This is a genomic window from Leptothrix mechoopdaensis (SeqCode), from assembly GCF_053893855.1.
The window spans coordinates 3,940,857-3,965,284 of record NZ_CM132699.1; the positions used below are offsets into that span (position 1 = coordinate 3,940,857).

At 72.7% G+C, this 24,428-nt stretch carries 20 protein-coding genes; 13 read left to right on the top strand and 7 right to left on the bottom strand.

The window, feature by feature from the left end; genetic code table 11:
- Positions 1–10 precede the first annotated feature (10 nt).
- From yidD to mnmE, 3 genes are all read left to right on the top strand, one after another.
- Complete coding sequence (gene yidD, locus ACWA7K_RS17060) at positions 11–334, top strand: membrane protein insertion efficiency factor YidD (protein WP_456168850.1); 324 nt, start codon at positions 11–13, stop codon at positions 332–334.
- Positions 331–2,007: a membrane protein insertase YidC gene (gene yidC, locus ACWA7K_RS17065; RefSeq protein ID WP_456162597.1), complete on the top strand. Its 1,677-nt coding sequence runs from the start codon at positions 331–333 to the stop codon at positions 2,005–2,007. The genes yidD and yidC overlap by 4 nt, the downstream gene beginning before the upstream one ends.
- A 374-nt stretch (positions 2,008–2,381) precedes the next feature.
- Positions 2,382–3,845, top strand: a complete 1,464-nt coding sequence (mnmE, locus tag ACWA7K_RS17070; RefSeq protein WP_456162598.1) for a tRNA uridine-5-carboxymethylaminomethyl(34) synthesis GTPase MnmE — start codon at positions 2,382–2,384, stop codon at positions 3,843–3,845.
- A 277-nt stretch (positions 3,846–4,122) separates the two neighbouring features.
- On the opposite strand, the gene ACWA7K_RS17075 is transcribed toward mnmE, so the two are convergent.
- Genes ACWA7K_RS17075 through cas3 form a run of 6 tightly spaced genes read right to left on the bottom strand, consistent with a single transcriptional unit; the run spans position 4,123 to position 11,832 of the window.
- Complete coding sequence (locus ACWA7K_RS17075; protein ID WP_456162599.1) at positions 4,123–4,956, bottom strand: type I-E CRISPR-associated protein Cas6/Cse3/CasE; 834 nt, start codon at positions 4,954–4,956, stop codon at positions 4,123–4,125.
- A complete protein-coding gene (gene cas5e, locus ACWA7K_RS17080; RefSeq protein ID WP_456162600.1) occupies positions 4,953–5,675 on the bottom strand; it encodes a type I-E CRISPR-associated protein Cas5/CasD in 723 nt (240 codons plus the stop codon). Before cas5e ends, ACWA7K_RS17075 begins: the two co-directional genes overlap by 4 nt.
- A 1-nt stretch (position 5,676) precedes the next feature.
- A complete protein-coding gene (cas7e, locus tag ACWA7K_RS17085; protein WP_456162601.1) occupies positions 5,677–6,870 on the bottom strand; it encodes a type I-E CRISPR-associated protein Cas7/Cse4/CasC in 1,194 nt (397 codons plus the stop codon).
- Positions 6,871–6,924: 54 nt separating this feature from the next.
- A complete protein-coding gene (locus ACWA7K_RS17090) occupies positions 6,925–7,467 on the bottom strand; it encodes a type I-E CRISPR-associated protein Cse2/CasB (RefSeq protein ID WP_456162602.1) in 543 nt (180 codons plus the stop codon).
- Positions 7,457–9,094, bottom strand: coding sequence for a type I-E CRISPR-associated protein Cse1/CasA (locus tag ACWA7K_RS17095; protein WP_456162603.1), 1,638 nt, complete (start codon positions 9,092–9,094; stop codon positions 7,457–7,459). Before ACWA7K_RS17095 ends, ACWA7K_RS17090 begins: the two co-directional genes overlap by 11 nt.
- Entirely contained in the window at positions 9,088–11,832 is a 2,745-nt protein-coding gene (gene cas3 / locus ACWA7K_RS17100) for a CRISPR-associated helicase Cas3' (RefSeq protein WP_456162604.1), read from the bottom strand. Before cas3 ends, ACWA7K_RS17095 begins: the two co-directional genes overlap by 7 nt.
- Positions 11,833–12,042: 210 nt before the next feature.
- Here cas3 and cas7g point away from each other — a divergent pair, with 210 nt between their 5' ends.
- The 6 genes from cas7g to ACWA7K_RS17130 all read left to right on the top strand — a co-directional run bounded on the left by cas7g (position 12,043) and on the right by ACWA7K_RS17130 (position 19,167).
- A complete protein-coding gene (gene cas7g, locus ACWA7K_RS17105) occupies positions 12,043–13,224 on the top strand; it encodes a type I-G CRISPR-associated RAMP protein Csb1/Cas7g (RefSeq protein ID WP_456162605.1) in 1,182 nt (393 codons plus the stop codon).
- A gap of 7 nt (positions 13,225–13,231) precedes the next feature.
- Entirely contained in the window at positions 13,232–14,641 is a 1,410-nt protein-coding gene (csb2, locus tag ACWA7K_RS17110) for a type I-G CRISPR-associated protein Csb2 (RefSeq protein ID WP_456162606.1), read from the top strand.
- Positions 14,638–17,022 (top strand): hypothetical protein, encoded by a 2,385-nt coding sequence (locus ACWA7K_RS17115; RefSeq protein WP_456162607.1) that lies wholly within the window; start codon positions 14,638–14,640, stop codon positions 17,020–17,022. The genes csb2 and ACWA7K_RS17115 overlap by 4 nt, the downstream gene beginning before the upstream one ends.
- Positions 17,009–17,977: a type I-G CRISPR-associated protein, Cas3-extension family gene (locus ACWA7K_RS17120; protein ID WP_456162608.1), complete on the top strand. Its 969-nt coding sequence runs from the start codon at positions 17,009–17,011 to the stop codon at positions 17,975–17,977. Before ACWA7K_RS17115 ends, ACWA7K_RS17120 begins: the two co-directional genes overlap by 14 nt.
- 228 nt (positions 17,978–18,205) lie before the next feature.
- A complete protein-coding gene (locus tag ACWA7K_RS17125) occupies positions 18,206–18,673 on the top strand; it encodes a Crp/Fnr family transcriptional regulator (RefSeq protein WP_456162609.1) in 468 nt (155 codons plus the stop codon).
- A 107-nt stretch (positions 18,674–18,780) separates the two neighbouring features.
- Complete coding sequence (locus ACWA7K_RS17130) at positions 18,781–19,167, top strand: 4a-hydroxytetrahydrobiopterin dehydratase (RefSeq protein ID WP_456162610.1); 387 nt, start codon at positions 18,781–18,783, stop codon at positions 19,165–19,167.
- A 20-nt stretch (positions 19,168–19,187) separates the two neighbouring features.
- Here ACWA7K_RS17130 and ACWA7K_RS17135 read toward each other — a convergent pair whose 3' ends face one another.
- Positions 19,188–21,185, bottom strand: a complete 1,998-nt coding sequence (locus ACWA7K_RS17135; protein WP_456162611.1) for a monovalent cation:proton antiporter-2 (CPA2) family protein — start codon at positions 21,183–21,185, stop codon at positions 19,188–19,190.
- Between the two features lie 134 nt (positions 21,186–21,319).
- Between ACWA7K_RS17135 and ACWA7K_RS17140 the strand changes: the two genes are divergently transcribed.
- From ACWA7K_RS17140 to ACWA7K_RS17155, 4 genes are all read left to right on the top strand, one after another.
- Entirely contained in the window at positions 21,320–22,267 is a 948-nt protein-coding gene (locus tag ACWA7K_RS17140; protein ID WP_456168852.1) for a KpsF/GutQ family sugar-phosphate isomerase, read from the top strand.
- A gap of 116 nt (positions 22,268–22,383) precedes the next feature.
- Positions 22,384–22,914 (top strand): KdsC family phosphatase, encoded by a 531-nt coding sequence (locus tag ACWA7K_RS17145; protein WP_456210471.1) that lies wholly within the window; start codon positions 22,384–22,386, stop codon positions 22,912–22,914.
- 21 nt (positions 22,915–22,935) lie between these two features.
- Positions 22,936–23,640 carry an LPS export ABC transporter periplasmic protein LptC gene (gene lptC, locus ACWA7K_RS17150; protein WP_456162612.1) on the top strand — a complete coding sequence of 235 codons (705 nt, stop codon included), beginning with the start codon at positions 22,936–22,938 and terminating at the stop codon, positions 23,638–23,640.
- The gene (locus ACWA7K_RS17155; protein WP_456162613.1) at positions 23,612–24,424 is read left to right on the top strand and encodes an SDR family oxidoreductase; all 813 of its coding nucleotides are present in this window, start codon (positions 23,612–23,614) and stop codon (positions 24,422–24,424) included. The genes lptC and ACWA7K_RS17155 overlap by 29 nt, the downstream gene beginning before the upstream one ends.
- The last annotated feature ends 4 nt before the right edge of the window (positions 24,425–24,428 follow it).

The following is a 24,428-nucleotide window of genomic DNA, read 5'->3' on the forward strand; positions in this document are numbered from 1 at the left end:
CACGTCGCCGATGCAGCGCCTGCTGCTGGCCCTCGTGCGCGGCTACCGCCTGCTGCTGAGCCCGTGGCTCGGCTCGGCCTGCCGCTTCGAGCCGACCTGCTCGGCCTACGCCCTCGAAGCCCTGAGCCGCCACGGCGCGGCCACCGGTGCGCGTCTGACGCTCTGGCGCCTGGCGCGCTGCCACCCGTTCTGCCACGGGGGCTGCGACCCGGTGCCGGACCAGCCTCGTCCGCTCTTTTCCTCGCTGCCGGGCCTGTCCCGGCTGTCTCCCGATCCGCGCGCCGCCCTGACGGCGGTCGACGGATCCTCGCCAGTACGAAAGAACTCGCCATGACCGATCTGCGGCGTGCGCTGCTATGGGGCATCTTCTCGGTGTCCCTCGTGATGTTGTGGGACGGCTGGAACCGGCACAACGGCCAGCCCTCGATGTTCGAGCCGGCCGTGGTGACCGCCCCGGCCGCGCCGCAGGCCGGCGCGTCGTCCGTCCCGGCACCGGCCGCGACGGCGACCGCCTCGGCCGCCAGTGCCGCAGCGCCGGGTGCGGTGCCCGCGACCGAGTCGGCCGCGCCGGCCGGCGAGCGCCTGGTCGTCACGACCGACCTGGTCAAGGCGACCTTCGACACCCGCGGCGGCTCGCTCGTCCGGATCGAGCTGCTGCAGCAGAAGCAGGGTGACGGCCACGTCGTCGTGCTGGACCAGTCGGCGCAGCGCCTCTACGTCGCCGAGACCGGCCTGGTCGCCGCCGGCATGGCCGGTGCGGTGCCCGACCACACGACGGTGATGAAGCCGACCTCCGACGCGCGTGCGCTCGCCGAGGGTCAGGACAGCCTGGTGCTGGGCTTCGAGGCCACCTCGGCCGCCGGCGTCAAGCTGGTCAAGACCTACACCTTCCAGCGTGGCAGCTACGCGATCGGCGTGCAGCACGAGGTCAGCAACGCCGGCACCGCCGCCGTCCAGCCGCAGCTCTACCTGCAGCTGGTCCGCGACGGCAACCCGCTGCCGGACGAATCGAGCTTCTACAGCACCTTCACCGGCCCGGCCGTCTACACCGACGCCGGCAAGTACCAGAAGGTCGAGTTCAAGAGCATCGAGAAGCGCAAGGCCGGCGAGAAGCCCTCGCACGAGACCGCCGCCGAGAACGGCTGGGTCGCGATGGTCCAGCACTACTTCGCCTCGGCCTGGCTGCCCACCGGCAACGCGCCGCGCGAGTTCTACACCCGCAAGGTGTCGGACAACCTCTACTCGGTCGGCATCCTGATGCCGCTGGGCGAGCTGGCCCCGGCGGCCAGCCGCAAGGTCGAGGCGCGCCTGTTCGTCGGCCCGCAGCAGGAGAAGGTCCTGGAGGCGCTCGCCCCCGGCCTGGAACTGGTCAAGGACTACGGCTGGCTGACCATCCTCGCCAAGCCGCTGTTCTGGCTGCTCGACAAGCTGCACGGCCTGCTCGGCAACTGGGGCTGGTCGATCGTCGCGCTGGTCGTGCTGCTGAAGATCGCCTTCTTCTGGCTGAACGCCAGCGCCTACCGCTCGATGGCCAAGATGAAGGCCATCAACCCGAAGGTCCAGGAGATGCGCGAGCGCCTCAAGGACAAGCCGCAGGAGATGCAGCAGGAGATGATGCGCATCTACCGCGAGGAGAAGGTCAACCCGATCGGCGGCTGCCTGCCGATCTTCGTGCAGATGCCGTTCTTCATCGCGCTGTACTGGGTGCTGCTGTCGAGCGTCGAGATGCGCGGCGCGCCGTGGCTGGGCTGGGTCACCGACCTGAGCGCCAAGGACCCGCTGTTCATCCTGCCGGTGTTGATGACCGCCACCTCGATGCTGCAGACCTGGCTGAACCCGACGCCGCCGGACCCGGTCCAGGCCAAGCTGATGTGGATCATGCCGCTGGCCTTCAGCGTGATGTTCTTCTTCTTCCCGGCCGGTCTGGTGCTGTACTGGTTCGTCAACAACCTGCTGTCGATCGCGCAGCAGTGGGCGATCAACCGCTCGCTCGGCCTCAACAAGTAGGCCGTCCACCGGGCCGCAGCGGCGGCCCCGGACAGCCATTTCGGGCGGTCTTCGGGCCGCCCGAATTGTTTCCGGCCGTACGCTCGTGACGGTCGTGCATTGCTGCCGAGACATGCGCCACATCCCGTCACCAACCGCCACGTTTGCGGGGTTGAGCACACGGCGGCGCGCTCGCACCATGGCGAAGCGGGGCCGACCCGAGGTCGTCGCTGCAGGCATCCGGTGCGAGAGAACACCGATCAGCACGTGTCTGCAGCGACGCCCTTGGCTCAGGGGGCCTTCAGCCTGACGGCCAGCCTCCCCCCGCTCGAACACCTCCTCCGGACGGGCCGCATCGATCCTGCGCCCGGCAGCGACGGGCGACAATTCCGCCCATGCTTGCCCGTCTCGACCAGCCCATCGTCGCCATCGCCACCGCCGCCGGACGCGGTGCCGTCGGCATCGTGCGGGTCTCCGGTCGTGGCCTGGAACGACTGGCCGTCGCGCTGACCGGCCGCGTCGGCAAGCCCCGCACCGCCCACTACGGCCCCTTCCTGGCCGCCGACGGCAGCGCCATCGACCACGGTCTGGCGCTGCACTTCCCGGCCCCGCACAGCTACACCGGCGAGGACGTGCTGGAGCTGCAGGCACACGGCGGACCGGTGGTCCTGCAACTGCTGCTCGCGCGTTGCCTGGAAGCCGCCGCCGAGCCCGATCCCGCCCAGCCCGGCCGACCGCGCCTGGCCGGCCTGCGGCTGGCACAGCCGGGCGAGTTCACCGAGCGTGCCTACCTCAACGACAAGCTCGATCTGGCCCAGGCCGAGGCCGTCGCCGACCTGATCGACGCCAGCACGGAAGCCGCCGCGCGTGGTGCGGCCCGTTCGCTGTCGGGCGCGCTGTCGCAGCCGGTGGGCCAGCTGCGCGACGCGCTGATCGAGCTGCGCGCGCTGGTCGAGGCCACGCTCGACTTCCCCGAGGAAGAGATCGATTTCCTGCAGAAGGCCGATGCGATCGGCCGTCTCGACCGCCTGGCCGCCCGGCTCGATGGCCTGCTGGCGACCGCGCGGCAGGGCGCGCTGCTGCGCGAGGGCCTGCAGGTCGTCATCGCCGGCCAGCCCAATGCCGGCAAGAGCTCGCTGCTGAACGCGCTGGCCGGGGCCGAGCTGGCGATCGTCACGCCGATCCCCGGGACGACCCGCGACAAGGTCAGCGAGACGCTGCAGATCGAGGGCGTGCCGGTCCACGTCACCGACACCGCCGGGCTGCGCGACGACGCCCAGGCCAGCGACGAGGTCGAACGCATCGGCATCGCCCGCAGCTGGCAGGCCATCGCGGACGCCGACGCGGTGCTGCTGCTGCACGACCTGACGCGGCTCGACCAGCCCGACTACCGCGCCGCCGAGGCGCAGATCGCCGCACGCCTGCCCGCCGGTGCGCGGCTGCTGCACGTCTTCAACAAGGCCGATGCGATCGGCCTTCCCGCCGAGCTGCTCGACGTCCGCATCACCGGGATCGTCGCCGCGACCGGTGACAGCGCCGACGGCATCGCGCCGATTCGCCTGAGCGCCCGCACCGGCGCCGGCCTGGACGCGCTGCGCCAGGCGCTGCTGCATCTGGCCGGCTGGCAGGCGGTCCCCGAAGGCGTCTTCATCGCCCGCGAACGCCACCTGCGCGCGATGCGCGAGGCCGCCACCCACCTCGCCGCCGCCCGCGCCTGGGCCGCCCAGGGCGATCACGCGCTCGACCTGCTGGCCGAGGAACTGCGCCTGTCCCACGACGCCCTGGGCGACGTCATCGGCGCCTACAGCAGCGACGAGCTGCTGGGCGACATCTTCGGGCGCTTCTGCATCGGCAAGTGAGGCCACCCGGCCACGATCCCCGCCGACACGGGGCAGTCGTCCGGCCCGTCGACCACGCTGAAGTCGGCCTCGGTCGATCCCCGCGTGCGCGGGGCAGTGTCCAAGCCGGGACGGTCGGCTCCTCGATGCCGGGACGATCCCCGCAAGCGCGGGGCTGGTGACTCACACGATCTCGACGCGGTCACTGCGAACGGTCGATCCCCGTCCGGACGGGGCACTCGGGACAAGGGGCGTGATCCGACCGCCTGCCTGGGGACCATCCCCGCTCACGGGGAAATCAGCGGCGGGCGGGCCGCAGCCGCAACATGCCGAAGCCGAAGGCGCGGTGACGTCCGACGCCGCGCGCCAGCAGGACCGCGAAGCCGGCCGGATCGACGACACGGAGGTGCCCGGACAGCTCGACGTCCGGGCCGGCGCTGAGGCTCAGCAGACGGGCGCCGTGCCCGTCCTCACGCTGCGTCTTGCGCATGACCTGCAGCCGCTGGTAGCGGGTCATGCGGATGTCTAGCAGCTCGACGGCCCCCTGCCAGGGCTCGATGCCACCGGTCTCCCGGACGGCGAGCTGCCGGCGCAACCACTGCGCGTAGACCTCGGCGCGGTCCGGCGGCGGGATGGCCTCCAGCGGGTCATCGGCTTCCCGGGCGTCGAGCGCGCTCAGGTAGGCGTCGCGCTCGCCCTTCGCGGTGCGCAGGATCGGACGCACCCGCACGTCGAAGCCCAGCACATGGCCAGCCGGCCACACGGCGGGGAAGGGGCGCAGGCTGTAGCCGGTGGCCGGTGTCGCTTGATCGGTCAGCGTCACCAGCCCGAGCGCGGCGGCGGCGTCCGGTTCGGCCAGCGCGACACATCGCGCCACGGCCTCGGGCGTGGCCAGCAGGTAGGCCAGCAGACCCTGTCCGTCGTCGCCGTGATGGAAGGGCCGAGGCGCCATCGCGCCGAAGACGGCGTGCAGCAGGGCATGCAGGGCATAACCCGCGTCGTCCACTGGCTGGACCAGCCCGTGTCGGATTGCCCAGGCCGCGAGATGCCGCAGATCGGGACGGGTGTGCAGCAGGTGCAGCGTGGCCATGTCCGGCGTCGTGGTCATGCTCATGGTCGTGGTCGTGTTCATGCCCGCAGCCCTGGCAGGTCGGCGTGGATCACGCCGCTGCGCACCGGCCGCCAGCCGCCGTGCAGGCCGGTGCGCCAGCGCCGTTCGTCGCCGAGATCCGAGGCTCGATCGCCGCTCAGGCGGCCCTCGCCGTCGGGCCACTGGGCCTGCAGCCCGCCGGACAGCGGCTCGTCATCGACCAGCTGGCGCAGCGCGGCCAGCACGTCGTCGGCCTCGACCCAGCGATCGACCAGTCGGCGCGCCGGGATGCAGGGCTTGCGGCCGATGAACAGCGGGCGCTGCGGTCGGTCCAGCGCGGCGGCGATGTCGTCCAGCGTCGGCGCCTCGTCGGCCGGATCGAGTCGCACGACGACCTGGGTGATGCGGTCGGCGTGGAAGTCGCGGTAGCGCAGGTGCGGTCCGAGGTAGGTGCCGGCGCCGCCAGCGCGTTCCTCGGGCACGCCGTGGGTCGTCCAGCCGCGGTCGTCGCCGTCGAGCTGGGCGGTCTGGAAGTCGCGCAGCGGTCTGCCGGGCCGGCGCAGCAGGCTGCCGATCGTCAGGCGGGCCTGCAGGCGCTCGTGGCGCGCCGCCTCGCTGCGGTCCCAGCCCAGCGCGTTGGCGAACAGGCCCGTGATCATCGACAGCGCCGGGAAGTCGCGGATGACGCCCAGGTTGTCGATCGTCTCGCCACCGAACGCGACCAGCGGCGCGTCCAGCACGAGGACCAGGTGGCGGGCCATGTCAGACCTCGACGGCGTGGGCCGCGCAGATGCTCTCGCGCACCCAGGCGCCCAGCTCGGCCAGCGACTGGCGCTTCGCGCCGGGCACCTCGACCGGATCGACGGCCAGGCAACGCCGGGCCTGCGGGGCACCGTAGGCCGCGTCCATGCCGGCGATCTCGTCGGCCAGCCGGGCGACGGCCTGCCGCCTCAGCTGCGGCGTGGTGCCGGGCATCGCGTTCTGGAACGCACCGGCCAGGCTGCGCGGCTGCCAGTCGCCGGCCTCGACCAGCATGAACTTCGCCCACTCGAACGGCGCGGTCGACCCGCGCTTGGCACCCGGGCTGACGGTGGCGATCAGGTGGACCAGGCTCTCGACCACCTGGCCGGCGAGCGCGCGCCGGTCTTCGGCAAGTTCGGCCCAGCAGCTGGCGGCCTCGCCTTCGAGGTTGGCGATCAGCTGCGGCACATCGACGACCACATAGCCGTAGTACAGGCCGGAGGCGAGCTCGGTGTCGAAGATGCCGGCCGAACCGGACTCGCCGGCATCGTGCCGCAGGTCGTCGACGACAGTGAAGTAGTCGTTCTCGACCTGCGCCTCGTGGACGGTGAAGGCATGGGCGACGTAGACGGCGGCGTCGCGGCTGGCCAGCACGTCGGAGGTCACCATGCGGCCGAACAGCGCCGACTCCAGGCCGCTGCCGTGCCGGATCTCGGCGATGTTCCGCTTCTCCTGTTTCAGGAACGCCGCGATGGCGGCCTTGTAGGTCTTCGGATCGGCCGCGTCGGCGGTCCTGGCCAGTTCGGCGCAGCGTCGCACGAGGTAGTCGATCTCGGCGCGGCCGAGCAGCACGGCCTGGCCGGTCTCCAGCGCATCCCGGCCCTTCAGGTCCTTGCCGTTGTCGAGCAGGCTGGCGGCGCGCAGCCCTTCGGCGGCGGTCTGGGCATCAGCTTCGCGCACGCCCTGGGCGATCAGCTCGCGGCGGATCAGGTCCAGCGTGACACGCGAGCGCACCGCCATCGGCACGCCGAGTCGGGCCAGCGCATGCGGGTCGTCGGCCGTGCGCCAGTGGCGCTTCAGGCATTGCGACGAGATGCGGGTGCGCACCGCGTCGCCATACGGCAGGCGCTTGGCCAGGCCGGCGTCGTCGCGGTTGAGCAGCGCGGCCGGGTAGTTGTGCAGGGTGTGGATCTGGATGAAGCGGGGCAGTGACAAGCGGGCTCCCTTGGTGTGTCGGGCAGATGGAACCGAAGGCTCGGGGCCGTCCGGTCAGGCGATCGCCGTGCGCCGCGCCAGGGTCGAGAAGTACGGTCCGGCGATGCGCAGTCGCAGCAGCTCGGCAGCGTCCGAGGACAGCGGGTCGGTGTTGCCATTGGCGTGGGCTGCGGCGTCATGCAGCACGAGCGGGCCGAGCTCGCGCCAGTTCGGCGCCACACCCTTGCTGGCCATCAGGCGCAGCAGGCTGGGCAACATCTGGCGGAAAGCGTCACCGCGTGCGGTCAACAGGCGGCTCACGCGCGACTCGGCAACGCCCGCTTGCACCAGCTGTTCACCGAGCCGGCCGCGCCCGTCGTGGCCGGCCAGTGCCATGCCGTGGGCGATCAGGGCCCAGCGTGACCACATCCGCGGATGCCAGCTCTCGGGCCCCAGCCCGGCCGCCAGCAAGGCCCGCGACAAGGGGCCCATCGCCTGCGGCTGCAGGGCCTCGGGATCCAGCCTTGCCAGCGCGGCACGTTCGCCCTTGCCGGCGTGGCGGATGTGGCTGGCCAACGTCGACCAGTGGCTGCGAGCCGGTGCGTCTTCAGGCGGCACGGGCTTCCTCCTTGCGATGTTCCTTCTCGATGCGCAGGTGCTGGCTCAGGGGCCTGAGCGCTGCGGGCACCTGGTCGCCGCGCAGGCCGCCATGCCAGCGCGCCAGCGCGGCCGTGCGGGCCCGGTAGCCCTGCAGACCGCTGCGCGGCCCGGCGATGAAGGTGTCGCGCAGCACGCCTTCACCGCGTTGCGCCAACCCGATCAGCCAGGCCAGCCGGGTGACGACCGTGTCGCCCGAGGCGAACTCCTGCTCCAGGTCGTCGAAGAAGCGCAGGTCCTCGGTGACCTCGAAGACGCGCGAGAACCGGGTGGCCCGATCCTTGACGACGTCGCCCGCCTCGCTGCCCGGCTTGCCGTTGCTGAACAGGACGACCATCGCGCCCCAGAGCAGCTTGCGGAACGCCGCGATCGCGTCGACCCGTTCCCGGGCGACGCGCGCCAGCCCGGCCGGACTGCCCTCGGCCAGCAGGCGCCGGACCCGCGGCGCGATCGGGACCTGTCGCTCGTGCAGGCCTTCGGTCTTGCCCTGGCCCCGGACCAGTCCGCGCATCGACAGGTGCAGCGGTTCGTCGTCGTTGACCGATGCCAGCGACGTCAGCCGCGACAGGTCCTGCGCGCAGCCACCCGCATACCGGCCGCCGAAGAGCAGTTCGGACGCCAGCCGGTAGTCGAAGCCGCGGCCATTGAGCGTGAGGGCCTTGCCGGCGGCGATGTCGATGGGCGTCCACGGGTCGCCGGTGCGGCCGTTCAGCGCCCCGGCGTCGATCCGGGCGGCCTGGCTGCCGGTCGAGACGGCCTGAAGCCGGCCGTCGACCAGCAGGCAACGGATCCTGCGGCACAGCTCGATGTAGTACGGGTCGAGGCTGGAGAAGGGCAACGAGACATCGCCGTCCCAGCGCCGCAGCCACACCAGGGCGTGGCCGCCTTCCGGCACCAGACCCATGTTCTCGACGATGGCCTCGCGGTGGCGCAGCATCGCGCCCACGTCGGCCCGCCAGCGCGAGCCCGGATGCCGCCCGACCGCGATGCCCACGCCGGGCCGGCTCGCGAAGCCGCCGTTCATGCGCGAGATGCCGTAGTTGAACTTGCCGGAGTAACCCTCCTGCGTCTGCCGGCTCACCAGCGCGAACAGCCAGTCCTGCGGCTCGGCGTCGCGGGCACGGCAGGCCTTCAGGTCGTGGTTCTTGGCGGTGATCAGCAGGTCCGCCTCGTCAGGCGTCTGCAGCGCGCCCTTCCAGGTCCGGAGGTCCGCCCGGGTCGGTGCCTGCAACAGGGCCGGCCGGGACGGCGGCGAAACGAGGCACCAGGGCGCGTCATCGGCGTGGCCGGGCGTCAGCGCACGCAGGCCCTCGCACCAGTCGGCCGCGTCGGCCCAGGGCACCTCCGTGCCGGCCTGGTGCAGCGCGATCGCGGCGAGCTGGCAGAGGAAGGCATGCCAAGGGTGACGTTGATGGGCCCGCAGCGCGGGGTAGTCGCGGACCTCGTCGCGACCCAGCGCGGCCAGCAGCTGCGGCAGCGTCGCGCGGACCTCGGCCGCGTCGCCGGTCCGGCGGTAGGCGATCAGGGGCTCGACCAGCAGGTTGAGCCACACCCCGTCCGGTGCCTGCGGGTCGGTCACGTTCAGCATGGATCGCCAGCCACGGCCACGGCCGTCCGCGTCAGACCCATGCGGTCGTAGCGGAAACGCAGGTCGCCCAGCGTGAAGGTGAAGCCGGGTTCGTCGACCAGCGGGGTCACGCCAGCAGCCTCGGCGCCAACGGCGAGGCCCGGCGCCTGGTGGTGACGCAACGTCAGCTCGCGCACCGGCGTGCCGAACGGACCGGTCACGGCCTGCGGCAGCACGATCAGCCGGTCATGCGCCCCCAGCCGGGTGGCGAGGGCTTCCTCGGCGTCCGGGAACATGAGGTCGGCATAGGGTCGGTCGTACGGCAACGCCTGCAGGCGCGCCAGGCTGGCGTGGGCACCGGTGCGGCCGTCGACCTCCTGACCGAAGGCCTGCCACGCGGCCCCCAGTTCAGCGCTGATCGCATCGAGCGCCTCCGGATGGGTGGCCCGCTCGACCAGTTCGCGGTTGTCGGCCGGGATGTCGCGGCTGGGCCGGGCATCGATCAGCCGTCGGGTGGCCTCCAGCATGCGCAGGTCGATGTAGACGCCATCGAGCCCATCCGGTCGACGGATCGGCCCGAGGCCATGGCGCGCGCCCTGCAGCAAAGGCGCCAGGTCGTGAGCGGCTGGTGTCAGCACCCAGGCCGCCGGCTGTTCGAAGCCGGCGGGGCGCGGGTCGACCGGATCGGCCTGCGACGGCCGCACATGCCGATGCAGGCGACCCACGCGCTGCAACAGCACGTCCATCGGGCACAGGTCGGTGATCAGCAGGTCGGCATCGATGTCCAGGCTCTGCTCCAGCGTCTGCGTGCCGATGACGATCAGGCCGGCGATCGGCTGTCGCACCTTGCCCATCCCGCGTTCGAGCGCGAGGTCCAGCAGCGGCCGGTCCTCGCGGCTGTAGCGGCTGTGGTGCGGCGTGCTGACGCCGGCGACACGGAACAGCAGGTCCGGCTGACCGGCCTGCTGCGAGGCCATCAGCGTCTCGACCGCCCGCAGCGTCGCGACGGCGGCCGGCACGGTGTTGCGCACGACCAGCACACGCGCGCCCCGGCGGGCCGCGTCGACGGCCAGCGCGGCGATGCGCACGGGATCGTCGATCGCATCGAGGGTCTGCCAGTGCACGGTCTTGCCCTGCCCTGCGCCGCCCACGCCGACGACCAGCGGCTCGCCGCCATAGGGGCGGTGACCGATCGACGGGTAGGGCACGGCCAGCGCCTGCGCCAGGGTCGGGCGCTGCTGGCGATGCCGCGCCCGTTCGATCTGCAGGTAGCGGCTGCGGGCGACGGCCCCCAGCGTGGCCGACAGCAGCAGCGCCGGGCCTCCGGTGGCGCCGTGCGCAGCCAGCAGGCGCACCAGCAGTTCGGTCATGTAGGCATCGGACGCATGCACCTCGTCGACCACCAGCAGGCTGCGCGCCAGCAGGCTCTGGCGCAGGTGGGCATGCCGGACCCGCAAGGCACCGAGCAGGGCCTGGTCGATCGTGCCGACCGCGATCGTCGCGGCCAGATGGCGCTTGGGCGATTCGGCCGCCCAGCGGCGTTCGGCCGTCAGGTCGTCGGGGCGGTCGGACCACAGCACCTCGTAGCCGACCAGGCGCTGCGGATGGGCCTCGTCGGCGGCGACATAGCCGGGCAGGGCGCGCACCGTGACGGGTGTCCCGGCGGGCCAGACGCGCCGCACCACCTCGCACACCCGGGCATGGATCTGCGTCGCCGCCGTGCGGGTCGGCAAGGCGAAGTAGAGGCTGTCGACCTCGCCTGCCCGGAACATCGTCAGGAAGCGCCACAGCGCGGCCTCGGTCTTGCCGCTGCCGGTCTCGGCTTCCAGCACGACGACGGGTCCGACGGGGAGGTCGGCCATGGCCGACTGGAGCGGACGCGGCGCCGACATGCCGAAGGCCGCCTCGAAGGTCGGCGGCCGGGTCTGCAAGGGCGTGCGCCAGGCCTGCACCTGCAGACCGATGGCCCGGACCGCCTGGGCGGCACGAACCGGCGCGCTCAGCGCGCGATCCTCGTCAGGCGAGGTGTACGGGAAGAAGTCGGGCCGCGTGTCCGAGGCCAGCCAATCGGCCAGCTGGACCAGTCCGGCATAGAGGTGGACGAAGGCCGGGCGGTCCGGCAGTGGCATCGGGTAGGGCGCGAAGGCCAGCGGGAACAGCCGGGTCATCGCCTGGCCGATCGTCTTGACGGTGCCCAGGGGGTCGTACAGGACCTCGCCATCCAGCTGCACCGGCTGCCATGCCAGCGGACCCGCCGTCGGTTCGTCCGACACCGGCCGGCCGTGGTGGCTGATGCTGGCGCGCAGCAGGTCGAAGGTGGCGTCGCCCCATCCGGCCATCGCGGCCTGCGGCAAGGCGGCCGCGATGCGCGCGACACCGCTGTCGTCCGGTTCGGCGAACAGCGCCCAGCCGTCGCTGCCATGCCCCCCGTGCGCCGGCCAGTGCGGCGGCACCTCGTGTTCCCGCCACCACTTGCCCTGGAATGCGGCCGTGGCCTTGCCGATGTCGTGCAGGAAGGCCAGTGCCGCCAGGCGCTTCAGGTCGGTCTCGGCCAGACGCCGGCCGGCGGCCTGCTCCAGCGAACGCCGGATGGCCTGACATCGCGCCAGGGCCACGAAGCAGCTGGACACGTCGACGAGGTGATCGAGCAGCGGATGCATGGCCACGACGGCGCCACTGACCGGATCGCGGGTGAGCTTGCCCCACGGCGCCATCGGCGGGTCGTGCGGGCTGGTTGGGGGCTGGTGGTGAAGGGGCATCCCGAGGGTCATGGCTGGAGAGGAGGACGAACAGTCTCCACACCGCCCCATCCACCACGTTCGCCATTGCGACGGGGACCGAATACCGACTCAGGTGACGCACGTACCCCGCAGAAGTGGTATCCGGCTGACTCAATCGCGCGACGACAAGCGCCATGCCTCGAAACTATCTTCGCGCTCCCTTGCGACACATCCATTCCGGGAGCGCCCTTGAACTTCGATCGCCTGCTGACGTCGGTCGCCAACCACTCGGTGATCCGGCTGAGCGTGGAGCTCGACAACCTCGCGGGCGACGGCCTGGTCTGCCCGCCGACCTATGCGGCGACCCGGCGCGGCGATCCGCCCTACATCGCCTTCCGCAAGGCCTACGTCGACGGCCGGCCCCGCGACGTGGTCGTGCTGGACTCGCCGCAGAGCCAGTCCAACCGCATCGAGGCGGCGCTGCTGGCGGCGTCCCGTGCCGGCCGCATCCCCTACCCCGACATCGAGATCGGTTTCCCGACCCTGCGCGACGAGCCGACCTACTCGGTGCTGCAGCTCTCGCATCGCATCTATGACGCCGTGATGCGGGCGGCCCGCACGGCCGAAGGCACGCCCTACTGCCTGACGCCGGACGGCCAGGCGGTGATGGCCTGCCGGCTCACCAACGCGCGTGCGCTGTTCACGCATGCACCGGTCACGCTGGTGCTGGGGGCCTGGGACAGCAACGGCGGCGGCGGCCCGCTGTCGGCCCGGATCCCGCGCCTGATGACGTCGGAAATCATCGGCCTGGACGCGCATCCGGCCGACCTGTCGGCGACCAAGTCCGACCCGATGGACGTGCGCAGCTCGGTGGCCGAGCTGCTGCCGACCGGCGATCCGGTCGAGCGCTTCCGCATCCGCACCGGCGGCAAGGAGAAGGGCCGCAAGCCCAGCGAGTTCGGCTTCGGCAGCGTGCCCGCCACGGCGGTGCCCTGCGCCGCCGTCATCAGCGGTGCGCGGCAGACCAGCGTGCTGTCGTGTTCCGGCCTGCGCCAGATCGCCTTCAGCCATGACCACGATGACGCCGCCGAGGCCCGCAACCAGGCCGGCCGGGCCGCGCTGGCGGCACTGGCGCTCTACGGCCTGCTGGCGCAGAACGAGACCGGCTACCGCCTGCGCTCGCGCTGCGAGCTGATGCCGCGCGACGCCGGCCGACTCGAGCTGATCGGCCGTTCGCTGCAGGACTGCACGCCGCTGTCGCTCGACGCCGAAGGCGCCCGCGAACTGCTGTTGCAGGCCCTGGCCCATGCGCGTGAACACGGCCTGGCGTTCCGGCCCGACCTGCTCCGCCTCGTCGCCGACGAGCGACTGACCGCGCTGGTGCGCAGCAGCCGCGACGCGGTCGCCGCCGGGGATGTGGCGGACGAGTGAGGCGGCCATGCTGCAGCTCCAGATCGGTTTCCCCTCCGGCCGCTATGGCGCCGCCCACCACGCCAACCCGCGCGAACCCGAGTGGCCGCCCCACCCGTCGCGGGTGTACTCGGCCCTGGTCGCCGCCGCCTGGCGCAGCAGCGGCGGCCTGTCCGGGCCGGAACGCCGGCTGCTCGATGCCCTGGCACAGGCAGGTCCGCCGGCAATGGCCTTTCCCGATGCCGACACCCGCGCGGCGCCCGACAGCTATGTGCCGGTCAACGACACCCGGTCCCGCTGGAGCGCCGAGCGGTCGCCCGGTGTGCTGGCCCCGAACCGGCAGGTGCGCCAGTTCCCGACCGCCTGTCTGCTCGGCCCGCCGGAGGTCAGCCTGTACTGGGACCTCGACCTGCCGGCCGAAGACCTGGCGGTGCTGGACCGGCTGGCCAGCCGCATGACCCATGTCGGCACCTCGCACGCCTTCGTGACCGCCCGGTTCCGGGCCGTGAGCGACCGTCCGGCCGTGCGCTGGGTCCCCGATGCAGACGGCCGCGAGCACCTGCGCGTTGCGCTGGCCGGCCGTCTCGACGAGCTCGAACGGCAGTTCGCGGATCGGGCAGACGACCACGCGGCCGCCCAGCCGCGGCGGCCGTTGCCGGCGTGCGAGACGCTGCAGGCCTACCGGCCGACCGACCGCCAGCCCATCGAGGTGACCCCGGCCGGGCATGACTGGATCGCGTTCCGGCTGGACGATGCCGCGTGGAGCGCCGACCGCGCGCACCTGCTGGCGCGGGCGGCGCGGGCCGCGCTGATGGCGCTGCTCGGTCACCACGCACCGGCGGCCCTGCACGGCCACGGCGATGACGTCGATCCGGCCGCGCCGGTCCGGCACGTCGCCTGGCTGCCGCTGCCCGATGTCGGCCACGCGCGCGCCTGGGGCCGCATCCACGGCCTCGCGGTGGGCTTGCCCCGGTCGCTGTCGCCGGACGAACGGGCGAGCCTGCTGGACGGCCTGCAGCGGCTGACGTGGCTGCACCTGCCCGACGGCCAGACCGCACGGCTGGCCCCGGTGATCGAGACGCTCGACACGCCGCACGCGCTGCGCCGGGCCACCTGGTGCCGGGCCAGTGCCACGTGGACCAGCGTCACGCCGGTCCTGCTGGACCGCCCGCCGAAACGCGCCGAGGCCGACCTGCTGCTGCGGGCCCTGGTCGGCTCGCTGACCACCGCCGGCCTGCCGCTGCCGGTCGAGGCGACGCTGGCACGCACCAGCGCCTTCCACGGCGCGCCGGCCGCCCTGGACATCCCCACCCGACTGCCGCGTTACCACGCCACCGTGCGCTTCGCCGGTCCGGTCGAAGGCCCGGTCATCGCCGGGCGCTGGCGCCACTTCGGCATCGGGCTGTTCCGGCCCGCCGGCGCGAAGGATCCGGCATGACGGACCTGTCGATGGCCACGTTCGAGGCCTTCCACGCGGCGGTGCAGGGCCACGCGCCCTCGCCGTGGCTGGTGCAGGTCGCCGGTCGTCTGGCGCGGCGCGAGGCCGGGGCGGTCGACCTGCCGGCCGATCTCGGCCCGGCCGCCTTGCTGGAGGCCGCCGTCTGGGCGGCCGGGCACGGCGCCTGGCGGCGCATCGTCCACGTGCGCGACCGGCATCTGGCGGTCGACCCGGTGCAGGCGCATGCGCAACACCTGCAGGCGGTGCTGCCCGACGAACTGCAGGTCGCGGACCTGCGCGGCAGCGTGCACGGCGACGACGACTGGGTGCTGTACCCGGAGCGGCTGACCGTCGCGCTGGCCACCGTCGATGCGCTGGGTTCGAGGCTGATGTTCCGCGGCCTGGGCGTCAGCCCGTCGCGCTGGCCGCTGCATGCGGCCTTCTTCAGCGACGACACGCTGGTGCTGGTCGACGCGGCCGATCGCACGGCACCGTTCGTGCAGACGCTCGGCGCGCTGCGCGAAGCCGGCGCCGGCATCGACGTGCTGTCGTACGCGTCGACCGAGCTGGCCCACGAGCCGGCGCAGGCGCCCGCCGCACGCCCCTGCCGCCGGATCAGCCTCGACGGCGTCGGTGCCGCCGCCGTCAAGGCGGTCTGCGGACGCGCCCGCGAGGCCCTGGCCAGCGACGACGCGCGCCGTGTCGCGCTGGTCGTCGACCGCCTCGCGCTCGCCCGGCAGTGTGTCGACCGGCTGACCCGGGAGGGCGTGCGCTGCGCGCTGCTCACCGGGCGTTCACGACCGGCGGCGCGGGATGCCGCCTGGACCGCGTCGGTGAACGAGGCGGCGGTGATCGTGACCACGCAGGGCATCGCGGTCGACGCCGATCTGGCGATCGTTCTCGCGTCCGAGACACGTTCCACCGCTGCGGCAACCGACGCCACCGAGGCGGCCAGCCTGTTGCCGATCCACCTGGAACTGCTGGCGCAGACCGGTGTGGGCGCGCCCGAGCTGGACCTCACGGCCTTCCTGCACGGCCCCGTCGACCGGGCGTCGGAGGTGTCGCTGGTGTGGCGCGACGACCTGTTGCCCCACGCCGCCGACACGTGGTCCCGCGCCGCGCAACTGCTGCCGCCGATGCAGCGCGAGAGCCTGTCGCTGCCGACCGCGACCGTGCGGCGCTGGCTGGCCGGTCGACCGGACCCGGACCTGGACGACCGCGACGGCCAGGCGCGCGACGAATCCGGCGTCGACGAGACCGGCGTGGACGACCCCGACGCCGCACCGGATCGGCCGACCGCACGACTGGTGTTGCGCTGGCGCGGTCCGCAGGCGTGCGAACCGGTCACCGCCCGCCAGATCCGCCCGGGCGACACCCTGATGGTTCCGGCGGCCTATGGCGGCTGCGATCGCTGGGGCTGGGCGCCCGGATCGGCCGAGCCGGTCGAGGACCTGGCCGATCGGGTGATGCTGGAACCCGGCACGCGGCACCGGACCGTCGCCCGCCTGGTCGATGGTCATGGGGCGGCCTGGGGTCTGCATGGCGCTGCGCTGGCGCAACGGACGCACACGCTGCGGGCGCTCGAACACCGGGCCGACGCACCCGGCGCGGATGTTGGCGACGCGCTCGTCGCCACCCGCCAGGCCCTGCTGGCCGCTGCCCGGGCCTCGGGCCATCCGCTGCTGGATCGGACGAACGAGGTCCAGATCGAGCCACATCCGCACGGCATCGTGCTGCGCGGCCCCGGCGTCGACGACATCGAGGGCGCGTTCGAGACCGGCCGGGCCACCACGCTCGACCAGCACCACCGCGACGTCGCCCGCTGCGCCGCGCGTCTGGCGCATCGCCATCCACAACGCGACGCGATCGTGCAGGCCGCCGCGCTGCATGACGCCGGCAAGGCGGAGCCGCGCCTGCAGCAGCTGCTGCACGGTCACCCGCTGGCGGCTGCGGCCGGCCCGGCACGGGCCCGGTCGGCGCGGCGACGGCGGGCGGACCAGCTCGCGGCCTGGCGCGACGCGCCGCTGCCTCGGGGCTTCCGGCACGAGTTCGCCAGCCTGCCGCCGGGAACCCCGGCGAGCCCGGCCGCCGGTCCCGACAGCCGGCTGGTGCGGCACCTCGTCGCCAGCCACCACGGCCACGCCCGCCCCTGGGGCCCGCGCTGCGAGGACGCGGCGGCGCCAGGCGCCGACCTGGTCAGCCTGGGCCGCCACAGGGCACGCGAATGGGCCGGGCTGCTCGACGCCTTCGGCCCCTGGCGGCTGGCGCAGATGGAGTGGCTGCTGCGGGCTGCCGATGCGCGCGCGGCGATCGACGAGGTGGCGACACCAGGTCCGGCCGGACCTGACGCGGCAGGAGGCATCGCCGATGAGCCACGTTGACCTGACCGGCCTGCCGATCGGCTCGCCGATCGGCTTCATGGCCGCGCTGGGCCTGCTGCGGGTCTGTGCCCAGGACCACCGGCAGGCGGTCACGCTGTCATGGACCGGCACCTGCGCGCGGCTGCAGGGCATCACGCGCGACGCGCTGGTCGACCTGCTGGACCTGCACCTGCGCGGCCGCAGCCTGGCGCCCGAGTTCAACCTGGAGGTGCCGCTGAAGGGCGGCCTGCGCGGTCCTGTGGCGCACCTGCGCGAGATCCCGGCGGCGGACTACCGGGCGGCCGCGCGGGCCTGGCGGGGCGACGCGCGGGCGCTCGGTTTCCTGGCCGGCTTCGGCACCGATGCGGTCGTGAACGACAAGGGCCATGTCGCCCGTACCCGCTTCGACTTCTCGTCCGGCCAGCAGCGTCTGGCGCAGGAGTTCCGCCAGCTGGCGCTGTCGCTCGATCCGTCGGAGCAGCGGGCGCGCGGTCAGGACCCGAACCGGCATCACCAACGCCTGGCCAACGGCCTGTTCGGCGGCCCGTTCGAGCCTCAGCACAGCCTGGGCTGGGACCCGGCGACGCTGCTGGCCCATGCGCATCAGGCCCAGGCACCGACCGACACGAGGCCGCCCGGGCAACCGCTGCTGATCTGGCTGGCCGTCGAGTCGCTGCCGCTGCACCCGGTCGTGCCGGTCGGCCGGCGCGCCGTCACGACCGGCTTCGTCGGTGCGCGGACCTATGTCTGGCCCCAATGGGCCGAGCCGCTCGACCTGGCCGAGGTCCGGCTGCTGCGCCAGCGCACGGTCGGCACGCAAGACGGTCTCGATGGCATCGACGGCCTTGGCGGCCTGGTCGGCATCACCGCGCTCTGGTCATCGGGCATCACCTCGGTCGGCCAATACGGTTTCTTCCTGCCCGCGACACGCCTGCCGCGCGGCGCTCACCCGGCCAGTCCGGCCGGGCCTCGTTGAAGTCCACTGCTGCCGCGTGACACAGGACACGTCACCCGCGCCTCACCCGGCCCCTCGGGGCCGGGCCTCGTTATGCCCCCCCGAATCGGGCGGTGCCGGCCCACAAGCACGTCCGCGCCGACGATTCCGTCGCGGACCGGTTGCAACGGGTCACCTTGCAGCGCTGGTGCCATCGGCAAGCCTGCCCGAACATCACGCCCCACAGCCTGCGCCAAGACGGAGCCCGCGATGGACCTGGAAGACCTGATCACGGTGGTCAGATCGTTGAAGACGGAAGACGCGTTCCAGACCCGCCTGGATCCGTTCCAGTGGCGCACGCTCGGGTCCTACCTGGCGGCCTACGAGATGCGGGCCGGCGACCTGCTGATCCGGCAAGGCGACGCCGACCGCACCGCCTACTTCATCGCCGCCGGCTCGCTGCAGGTCTACCGCACCGGGCCGACCGCCGCGCAGGCCCGCATCGCGCTGCTGCGGCCGGGCGCGCTGGTCGGCGAGACGGGGCTGTTCAGCGACCAGCCGCACTCGGCCAACATCGAGGCGATGACGCCGACCCAGGTCTGGGCCATGCACCTGCCGCGCTTCGAGGAACTGGCCGCCCGCGCACCCGGCATCGCGATCGAGTTCCTGCGCGCCGCCGGTGCGGTGATGGCCGCGCGGCTGCGCGCCAACATGGTCCACCAGATCGCGGTGGCCTGAACACGCGGGCAAGGCCTGACGCGCATCGCAGTCATCGGGCCGGGCGCTGCGCGACCGCGCCGTCTGCGGCACGCTGCGCCCTTCGTCACCGCCCGCCTGGAGTCACCATGAAGCCCACCGATGCCGTCCTGAGCGAGGCGCAGATCCGCGACCGCCTGGCCGCCGAGCTGCCGCACTGGACCCTGGAAGACGGCCTGCTGCGCCGCCGCTACCGCACCGGCGGCTGGAAGGCCACGCTGATGGTCGTCAACGTGATCGGCCACCTGGCCGAAGCCGGCTGGCATCACCCGGACCTGACGGTGACCTATGCGGTGGTCGGCGTGAAGCTGACGACCCACTCGGCCGGCGGCATCACCGAGAAGGACTTCGCGCTGGCCCGCAAGATCGAGGAAGTGGTCGCCTGGCGGCCCCAGCAGGAGCCCGGCAACCCGCTCGAAGGCACGCCGCAGGACGACCCGCGGGTGCGCTACATCAAGTTCGACGACGAAGGTTGAGGCCGGCCGCTGCGGCGGTCTCAGCCGTGCAGCAGCTTGCCTTCGGCCAGCGCCAGCGCCTCGGGCAGGCCGCGCAGCACCAGCACGTCGCCGCCGCGCAGCCGGGTGTCCTCGCGGACCCGCTCGACCTGGCCGCTGGCGCGGCGGATCGAGATGACCACCACGCCGATCGCCTCCAGCGCCAGCTCGTCGAGCGCCTGGCCGATCGTCGGTGCGGCGGCCGGCACGCTGACGCTGCTCAGGCGCTCCTGCTCCAGCTCCTGCACGGTGTCGTCGTCGACACCGTGGAAGTAGCCGCGCAGCAGGCTGTAGCGGGCGTCGCGCGCTTCCTGGGTGATGCGCAGCACGCGCCGCATCGGCACGCCCACCAGCGCCAGCGCATGGTTGGCCAGCATCAGCGAACCCTCGATGGCCTCGGGCACGACCTCGGTGGCGCCGGCCGCGCGCAGCTTCTCGAGGTCGGTGTCGTCGATGGTCCGCACGACCACCGGCACCTGCGGCGCATGTTCGTGGACGTGGTGCAGCACCTTCAGCGACGACGGCGTGTCGTGGTAGCTGATGACCACCGCGCTGGCGCGTGCCAGGCCGGCGGCCATCAGGCTCTGCAGCCGCGCGGCATCGCCGAACACGACGCTCTGGCCGGCGGCGGCGGCCTGCCGGACCCGGTCGGGGTCGAGGTCCAGCGCCATGTAGGGGATGTGTTCCTTGTCGAGCAGCCGGGCCAGGTTCTGGCCGGCGCGGCCGTAGCCGCAGATGATCACGTGCGCCTCGGTCCGGATCGCCTTCTTGGCGATGCTGGTCAGCGCCACCGACTGCAGCAGCCAGTCGCTGGCCGCCAGCCGCATCACGATGCGGTCGCTGTGCATGATCAGGAAGGGCGTGGCCAGCATCGAGATCACCATCGAGGCCAGCACCGGGCTGAGCCAGCGGTCGGCGATCAGCGCGTGTTCGGTGCCCAGGCTCAGCAGCACGAAGCCGAACTCGCCGGCCTGCGCCAGGTACAGGCCGGTGCGGATCGCCACGCCCGCCGGCGCCCCGGTGGCGCGCGCCAGGCAGGCCACCAGCACGCCCTTGGCCAGCACCGGCGCGGTGCTGAGCATCAGCACGAGGTGCCAGCGTTCGAGCACCGGGTGCAGGTCCAGCTTCATGCCGATGGTGATGAAGAACAGGCCCAGCAGCACGTCGTGGAAGGGCCGGATGTCGGTCTCGACCTGGTGCTTGTATTCGGTCTCGGCGATCAGCATGCCGGCGACGAAGGCGCCCAGCGCCAGCGACAGGCCCGCGTGTTCGGTCAGCCAGGCCAGCCCCAGCGTGATCAGCAGCAGGTTGAGGATGAACAGTTCCTCGCTCTTGCGCTTGGCCACGCGGGTGAGCCACCAGCGCATCAGGCGCTGGCCGCCCCAGAACAGCACGGCCAGCAGCACGGCGGCCTTCAGCACGGCCACGCCGAGCGTCCGGGCGATGTCGTCGCCGCCCTGCGCCAGCGCCGGGATCAGCACCAGCAGCGGCACCACCGCGATGTCCTGGAACAGCAGCACGCCCATGACGCGGCGGCCGTGTTCGCTCTCCAGCTCGATGCGCTCGGCCATCATCTTGGCGACGATGGCCGTGCTGGACATCGCCAGCGCCGCGCCCAGCGCCATCGCGCCGGTCCAGTGCAATTCCCACGGCCGTGCCAGCCACGCGAAGACCGCCGTCAGGAAGACGTTGCCGAGCACCGCGCCGACGATGGTCAGCACCACCTGGCCCATGCCGAGTCCGAACACCAGCCGCCACATGCTGCGCAGCTTGGGCAGGTTGAACTCGAGCCCGATGACGAACATCAGGAAGACCACGCCGAACTCGGCCAGGTAGCGGATGCCGGCCGAATCTCGCGCCAGGGCCAGCGCATGCGGGCCGATCAGCACGCCGACGATCAGGTAGCCCAGCATCGCGGGCAGCTTGAGCAGGCGGCAGATCACCACGCCGGTCACGGCGGCCAGCAGGTAGAGCAGCGCAAGGTCGAGCGAGGTGGCCATCGGAGCGGGGGACCGGAGGCAAGGGGCAAAAAGGGTGCCGCCTAGAATCGCCGGATCGTAAGACATGGCGCCGGCAAGACCGGCGCAAGCGCGCCGTGAACTCCCCCGCCTTCGACCCCGCACGCGCCATCGCGATGGCCCGCCAGACCCTCCAGATCGAGGCCGATGCACTGGTCGCGCTGCAGGCCCAGCAGGGCGAGGCCTTCGCCGAGGCGGTGCGCCGCACGCTGGCCTGCAGCGGTCGCGTGGTGGTCATGGGCATGGGCAAGAGCGGCCACGTCGGCCGCAAGATCGCCGCGACGCTCGCCTCCACCGGCACGCCCGCGCTGTTCGTGCATCCGGCCGAGGCCAGCCACGGCGATCTCGGCATGGTCCAGCCCGGCGATGTCGTGCTGGCGATCTCCAACTCGGGCGAGAGCGACGAGCTCGCCGCGATCCTGCCGGCGCTCAAGCGCGTGGGCATCACGCTCATCGCGATGACCGGCCGGGCCGAGTCGACGCTGGCCGCGCATGCCGATCTGGTGCTGTCCAACCAGGTCGAGCAGGAGGCCTGCCCGCTGAACCTCGCGCCCACCGCGAGCACCACCGCGCAACTCGCGCTGGGTGATGCCTTCGCGGTCGCGCTGCTCGATGCCCGCGGCTTCCGCGCCGAGGACTTCGCCCGCTCGCACCCCGGCGGCGCGCTCGGACGCAAGCTGCTGACCCATGTGCGCGACATCATGCGCAAGGGCGACGCGGTGCCGCGCGTGGCGCCGGAGACGCCCTTCCTGGAGGTCATGCGCGAGATGAGCAGCAAGGGCCTGGGCGCGACCGCCGTGGTCGACGCCGAGGGCCGCGCGATCGGCATCTTCACCGACGGCGACCTGCGCCGCGCGATCGAGGGCGGCCTGGACCTGCGTGGCCTGGATGCCCGCGCCGTCATGCGGCCGAACCCGCGCAGCGTGCCGCAGGACGCGCTGGCGGTCGAGGCCGCGACGCGCATGGAGGACGCCCGCGTCAACGCGCTGCTGGTCAGCGATGCCGAAGGCCGGCTGGTCGGCGCGGTCAACACGCACGACCTGATGCGCGCGAAGGTGATCTGAGGATGGCGACGCCCAAGCCCGAGCCCACGCCCACTTCCTCGTCCACAGTGGCTCATCCCGTGATCCCGCCCGGCCGCCCGGTGCAGCCGACGCTGCGTGTCGACCCGGCGCTGCTGATGCAGGCGCAAGGCGTGCGGCTGGCGATCTTCGACGTCGACGGCTGCCTGACCGATGGCCGCATCGCGATCGGCGCCGGTGGCGAGGGCGAGAAGACCTTCAACACGCTCGACGGCCACGGCATCAAGCTACTGGCGCGCGGCGGCATCCAGCCGGTCATCCTGACCGGTCGCGACTCGCCCGGCGTACGCCGGCGCTGCGCCGACCTGGGCGTGACCGAGGCGCTGTTCGGCGTGCACGACAAGCTCGCGGCCGCCGCCGCGTTGCTGGCGCGACTGGGCGTCGGCTGGTCCGAGCTGGCCGTGATCGGCGACGACTGGCCCGACCTGCCGCTGATGACGCGCTGCGCCTTCGCCTGCGCGCCGGCCAACGCGCATGCCGAGGTCCGCGCCATCGCCCACCACGTCACCTCGGTGCCCGGCGGTCATGGCGCAGCACGCGAGTTCTGCGACGTCCTGCTGATGGCGGCCGGCCGCTACGCCGAGCTGCTGCACGGTCACCTGACCACGCTGGACGGCGCATCGGCCTGAGGCCGAGCCGACCCGATCCACATGGACGACGATTCCGGCCCGCTGCCGCTCCCCCTTCCGCTGCCGCCGCTGACCACCGCGACCGAGCCGGAGCGCCAGCTGCCCTGGACCGTCCGGCTGCGCCACAAGCTGCCGCAGTACCTGCCGGTGCTGCTGCTCGCCACGATCGCCGCCGCCACCGGCTGGCTGGTGCGCCAGACGCCGTCGGGTGACGCGCCCGTCAGCGCAGCCCTCGCGGCCAGCGAGCCCGACTACGAGATGCTCGGCTTCTCGGTCCAGCACTACACCCGCACCGGTCCGGCCCAGGGCGTCATCGAGGGCGACCGGGTGCGCCATTTCCCGGCCACCGACCAGCTCGTCATCGACGGTGCACGGGTGCGCTGGACCGACCTGGCAGGCCACCAGCTGCGCGCCGCCGCACCGCGGGCCGTGGCCGAAGGCGACGGCAGCCAGGTCCGGCTCGAAGGCGGTGCGCGCGTCGAGCGCGAGGCCATCCCCGGCGAGGCCGGGCCGCTGGTCTTCACCAGCGAGGTGATGGTCTTCGACGTGCGTGCCGGGCGGGTGCGCAGCGACCTGCCGGTGCGGCTGAGCCTGGGCGCCAGCCGCTTCGATGCCGGCAAGCTCGACTACGACCACACCACGCGGGTGGTGGTGCTCGATGGCGGCGTGCGCGGCCTGATCGACCCGACACCCGGCGATGGCATGGGCGGTCGTGCCGAACGCTGAACGCATCGCCCCGCTGGTGGTCATCACCGGCGCCTCCAGCGGCATCGGTCTGGCGCTGGCGACGGCCTGTGCGAGGCGCGGCTGGCGTCTGGCGCTGATCGCACGGCGGGTCGAAGCCCTGCAGGACTGGGCCCGCGAACACGCCCCCGAAGCCGGCCGCGTGTTGTGCGTGCGCGCCGACGTGCGGGTGGTCGACGAGATCGTCGCGGCCGGCCGGCAGGTCATCGCGGCGATGGGCGTGCCGGACGTCGTCATCGCCAATGCGGGCATCAGCATCGGCATCGACACGGCCGAGCGGGGTGATCTCGACGTGCTGGCCGATCTGTACGCGACCAACGTCATCGGCATGGCCGCGACCTTCCAGCCCTACCTGGCACCGATGCAGCAAGCCCGGCGCGGCACGCTCGTGGGCATCGGCAGCGTCGGCGGGATCCGCGGACTGCCCGGCCACGGCGGCTATTGCGCCAGCAAGGCGGCGGTCATCAGCTACTGCGAGAGCCTGCGGATCGAGCAGCGCACGCACGGGCTCCAGGTCGTCACGCTGATGCCGGGCTTCATCGCCACGCCGCTGACGCAGGCCAATCCCTACCCGATGCCGTTCCTGATGCAGCCGGAGGCCTTCGCCGAACGGGCGCTGAAGGCGATCGAACGCGGCGAGCGACGGCGGGTCATCCCGTGGCAGATGGGGCTCGTCGCCACGCTGCTGCGCTGGATGCCCGATGCGCTCTTCGACCGGCTGATGTCCGGCCGTCCGCGCAAGCCCAGGCGCCCGTCGCCCGGCTGAGACT

Excerpts from the sequence above, each read along its gene's own strand:
- ACWA7K_RS17145 (WP_456210471.1), top strand. The coding sequence starts at position 22,384 with ATGCAGGCGCAAGGCGTGCGGCTGGCGATCTTCGACGTCGACGGCTGC.
- ACWA7K_RS17130 (WP_456162610.1), top strand. The coding sequence starts at position 18,781 with ATGAAGCCCACCGATGCCGTCCTGAGCGAGGCGCAGATCCGCGACCGC.
- ACWA7K_RS17075 (WP_456162599.1), bottom strand. The coding sequence starts at position 4,956 with ATGAACACGACCACGACCATGAGCATGACCACGACGCCGGACATGGCC.
- ACWA7K_RS17095 (WP_456162603.1), bottom strand. The coding sequence starts at position 9,094 with ATGCTGAACGTGACCGACCCGCAGGCACCGGACGGGGTGTGGCTCAAC.
- ACWA7K_RS17140 (WP_456168852.1), top strand. The coding sequence starts at position 21,320 with ATGGCCCGCCAGACCCTCCAGATCGAGGCCGATGCACTGGTCGCGCTG.
- lptC (WP_456162612.1), top strand. The coding sequence starts at position 22,936 with ATGGACGACGATTCCGGCCCGCTGCCGCTCCCCCTTCCGCTGCCGCCG.
- yidD (WP_456168850.1), top strand. The coding sequence starts at position 11 with ATGCAGCGCCTGCTGCTGGCCCTCGTGCGCGGCTACCGCCTGCTGCTG.
- ACWA7K_RS17120 (WP_456162608.1), top strand. The coding sequence starts at position 17,009 with ATGAGCCACGTTGACCTGACCGGCCTGCCGATCGGCTCGCCGATCGGC.
- cas3 (WP_456162604.1), bottom strand. The coding sequence starts at position 11,832 with ATGCCCCTTCACCACCAGCCCCCAACCAGCCCGCACGACCCGCCGATG.
- ACWA7K_RS17135 (WP_456162611.1), bottom strand. The coding sequence starts at position 21,185 with ATGGCCACCTCGCTCGACCTTGCGCTGCTCTACCTGCTGGCCGCCGTG.
- mnmE (WP_456162598.1), top strand. The coding sequence starts at position 2,382 with ATGCTTGCCCGTCTCGACCAGCCCATCGTCGCCATCGCCACCGCCGCC.
- yidC (WP_456162597.1), top strand. The coding sequence starts at position 331 with ATGACCGATCTGCGGCGTGCGCTGCTATGGGGCATCTTCTCGGTGTCC.
- ACWA7K_RS17155 (WP_456162613.1), top strand. The coding sequence starts at position 23,612 with ATGGCATGGGCGGTCGTGCCGAACGCTGAACGCATCGCCCCGCTGGTG.
- ACWA7K_RS17115 (WP_456162607.1), top strand. The coding sequence starts at position 14,638 with ATGACGGACCTGTCGATGGCCACGTTCGAGGCCTTCCACGCGGCGGTG.
- csb2 (WP_456162606.1), top strand. The coding sequence starts at position 13,232 with ATGCTGCAGCTCCAGATCGGTTTCCCCTCCGGCCGCTATGGCGCCGCC.
- cas5e (WP_456162600.1), bottom strand. The coding sequence starts at position 5,675 with ATGGCCCGCCACCTGGTCCTCGTGCTGGACGCGCCGCTGGTCGCGTTC.
- ACWA7K_RS17125 (WP_456162609.1), top strand. The coding sequence starts at position 18,206 with ATGGACCTGGAAGACCTGATCACGGTGGTCAGATCGTTGAAGACGGAA.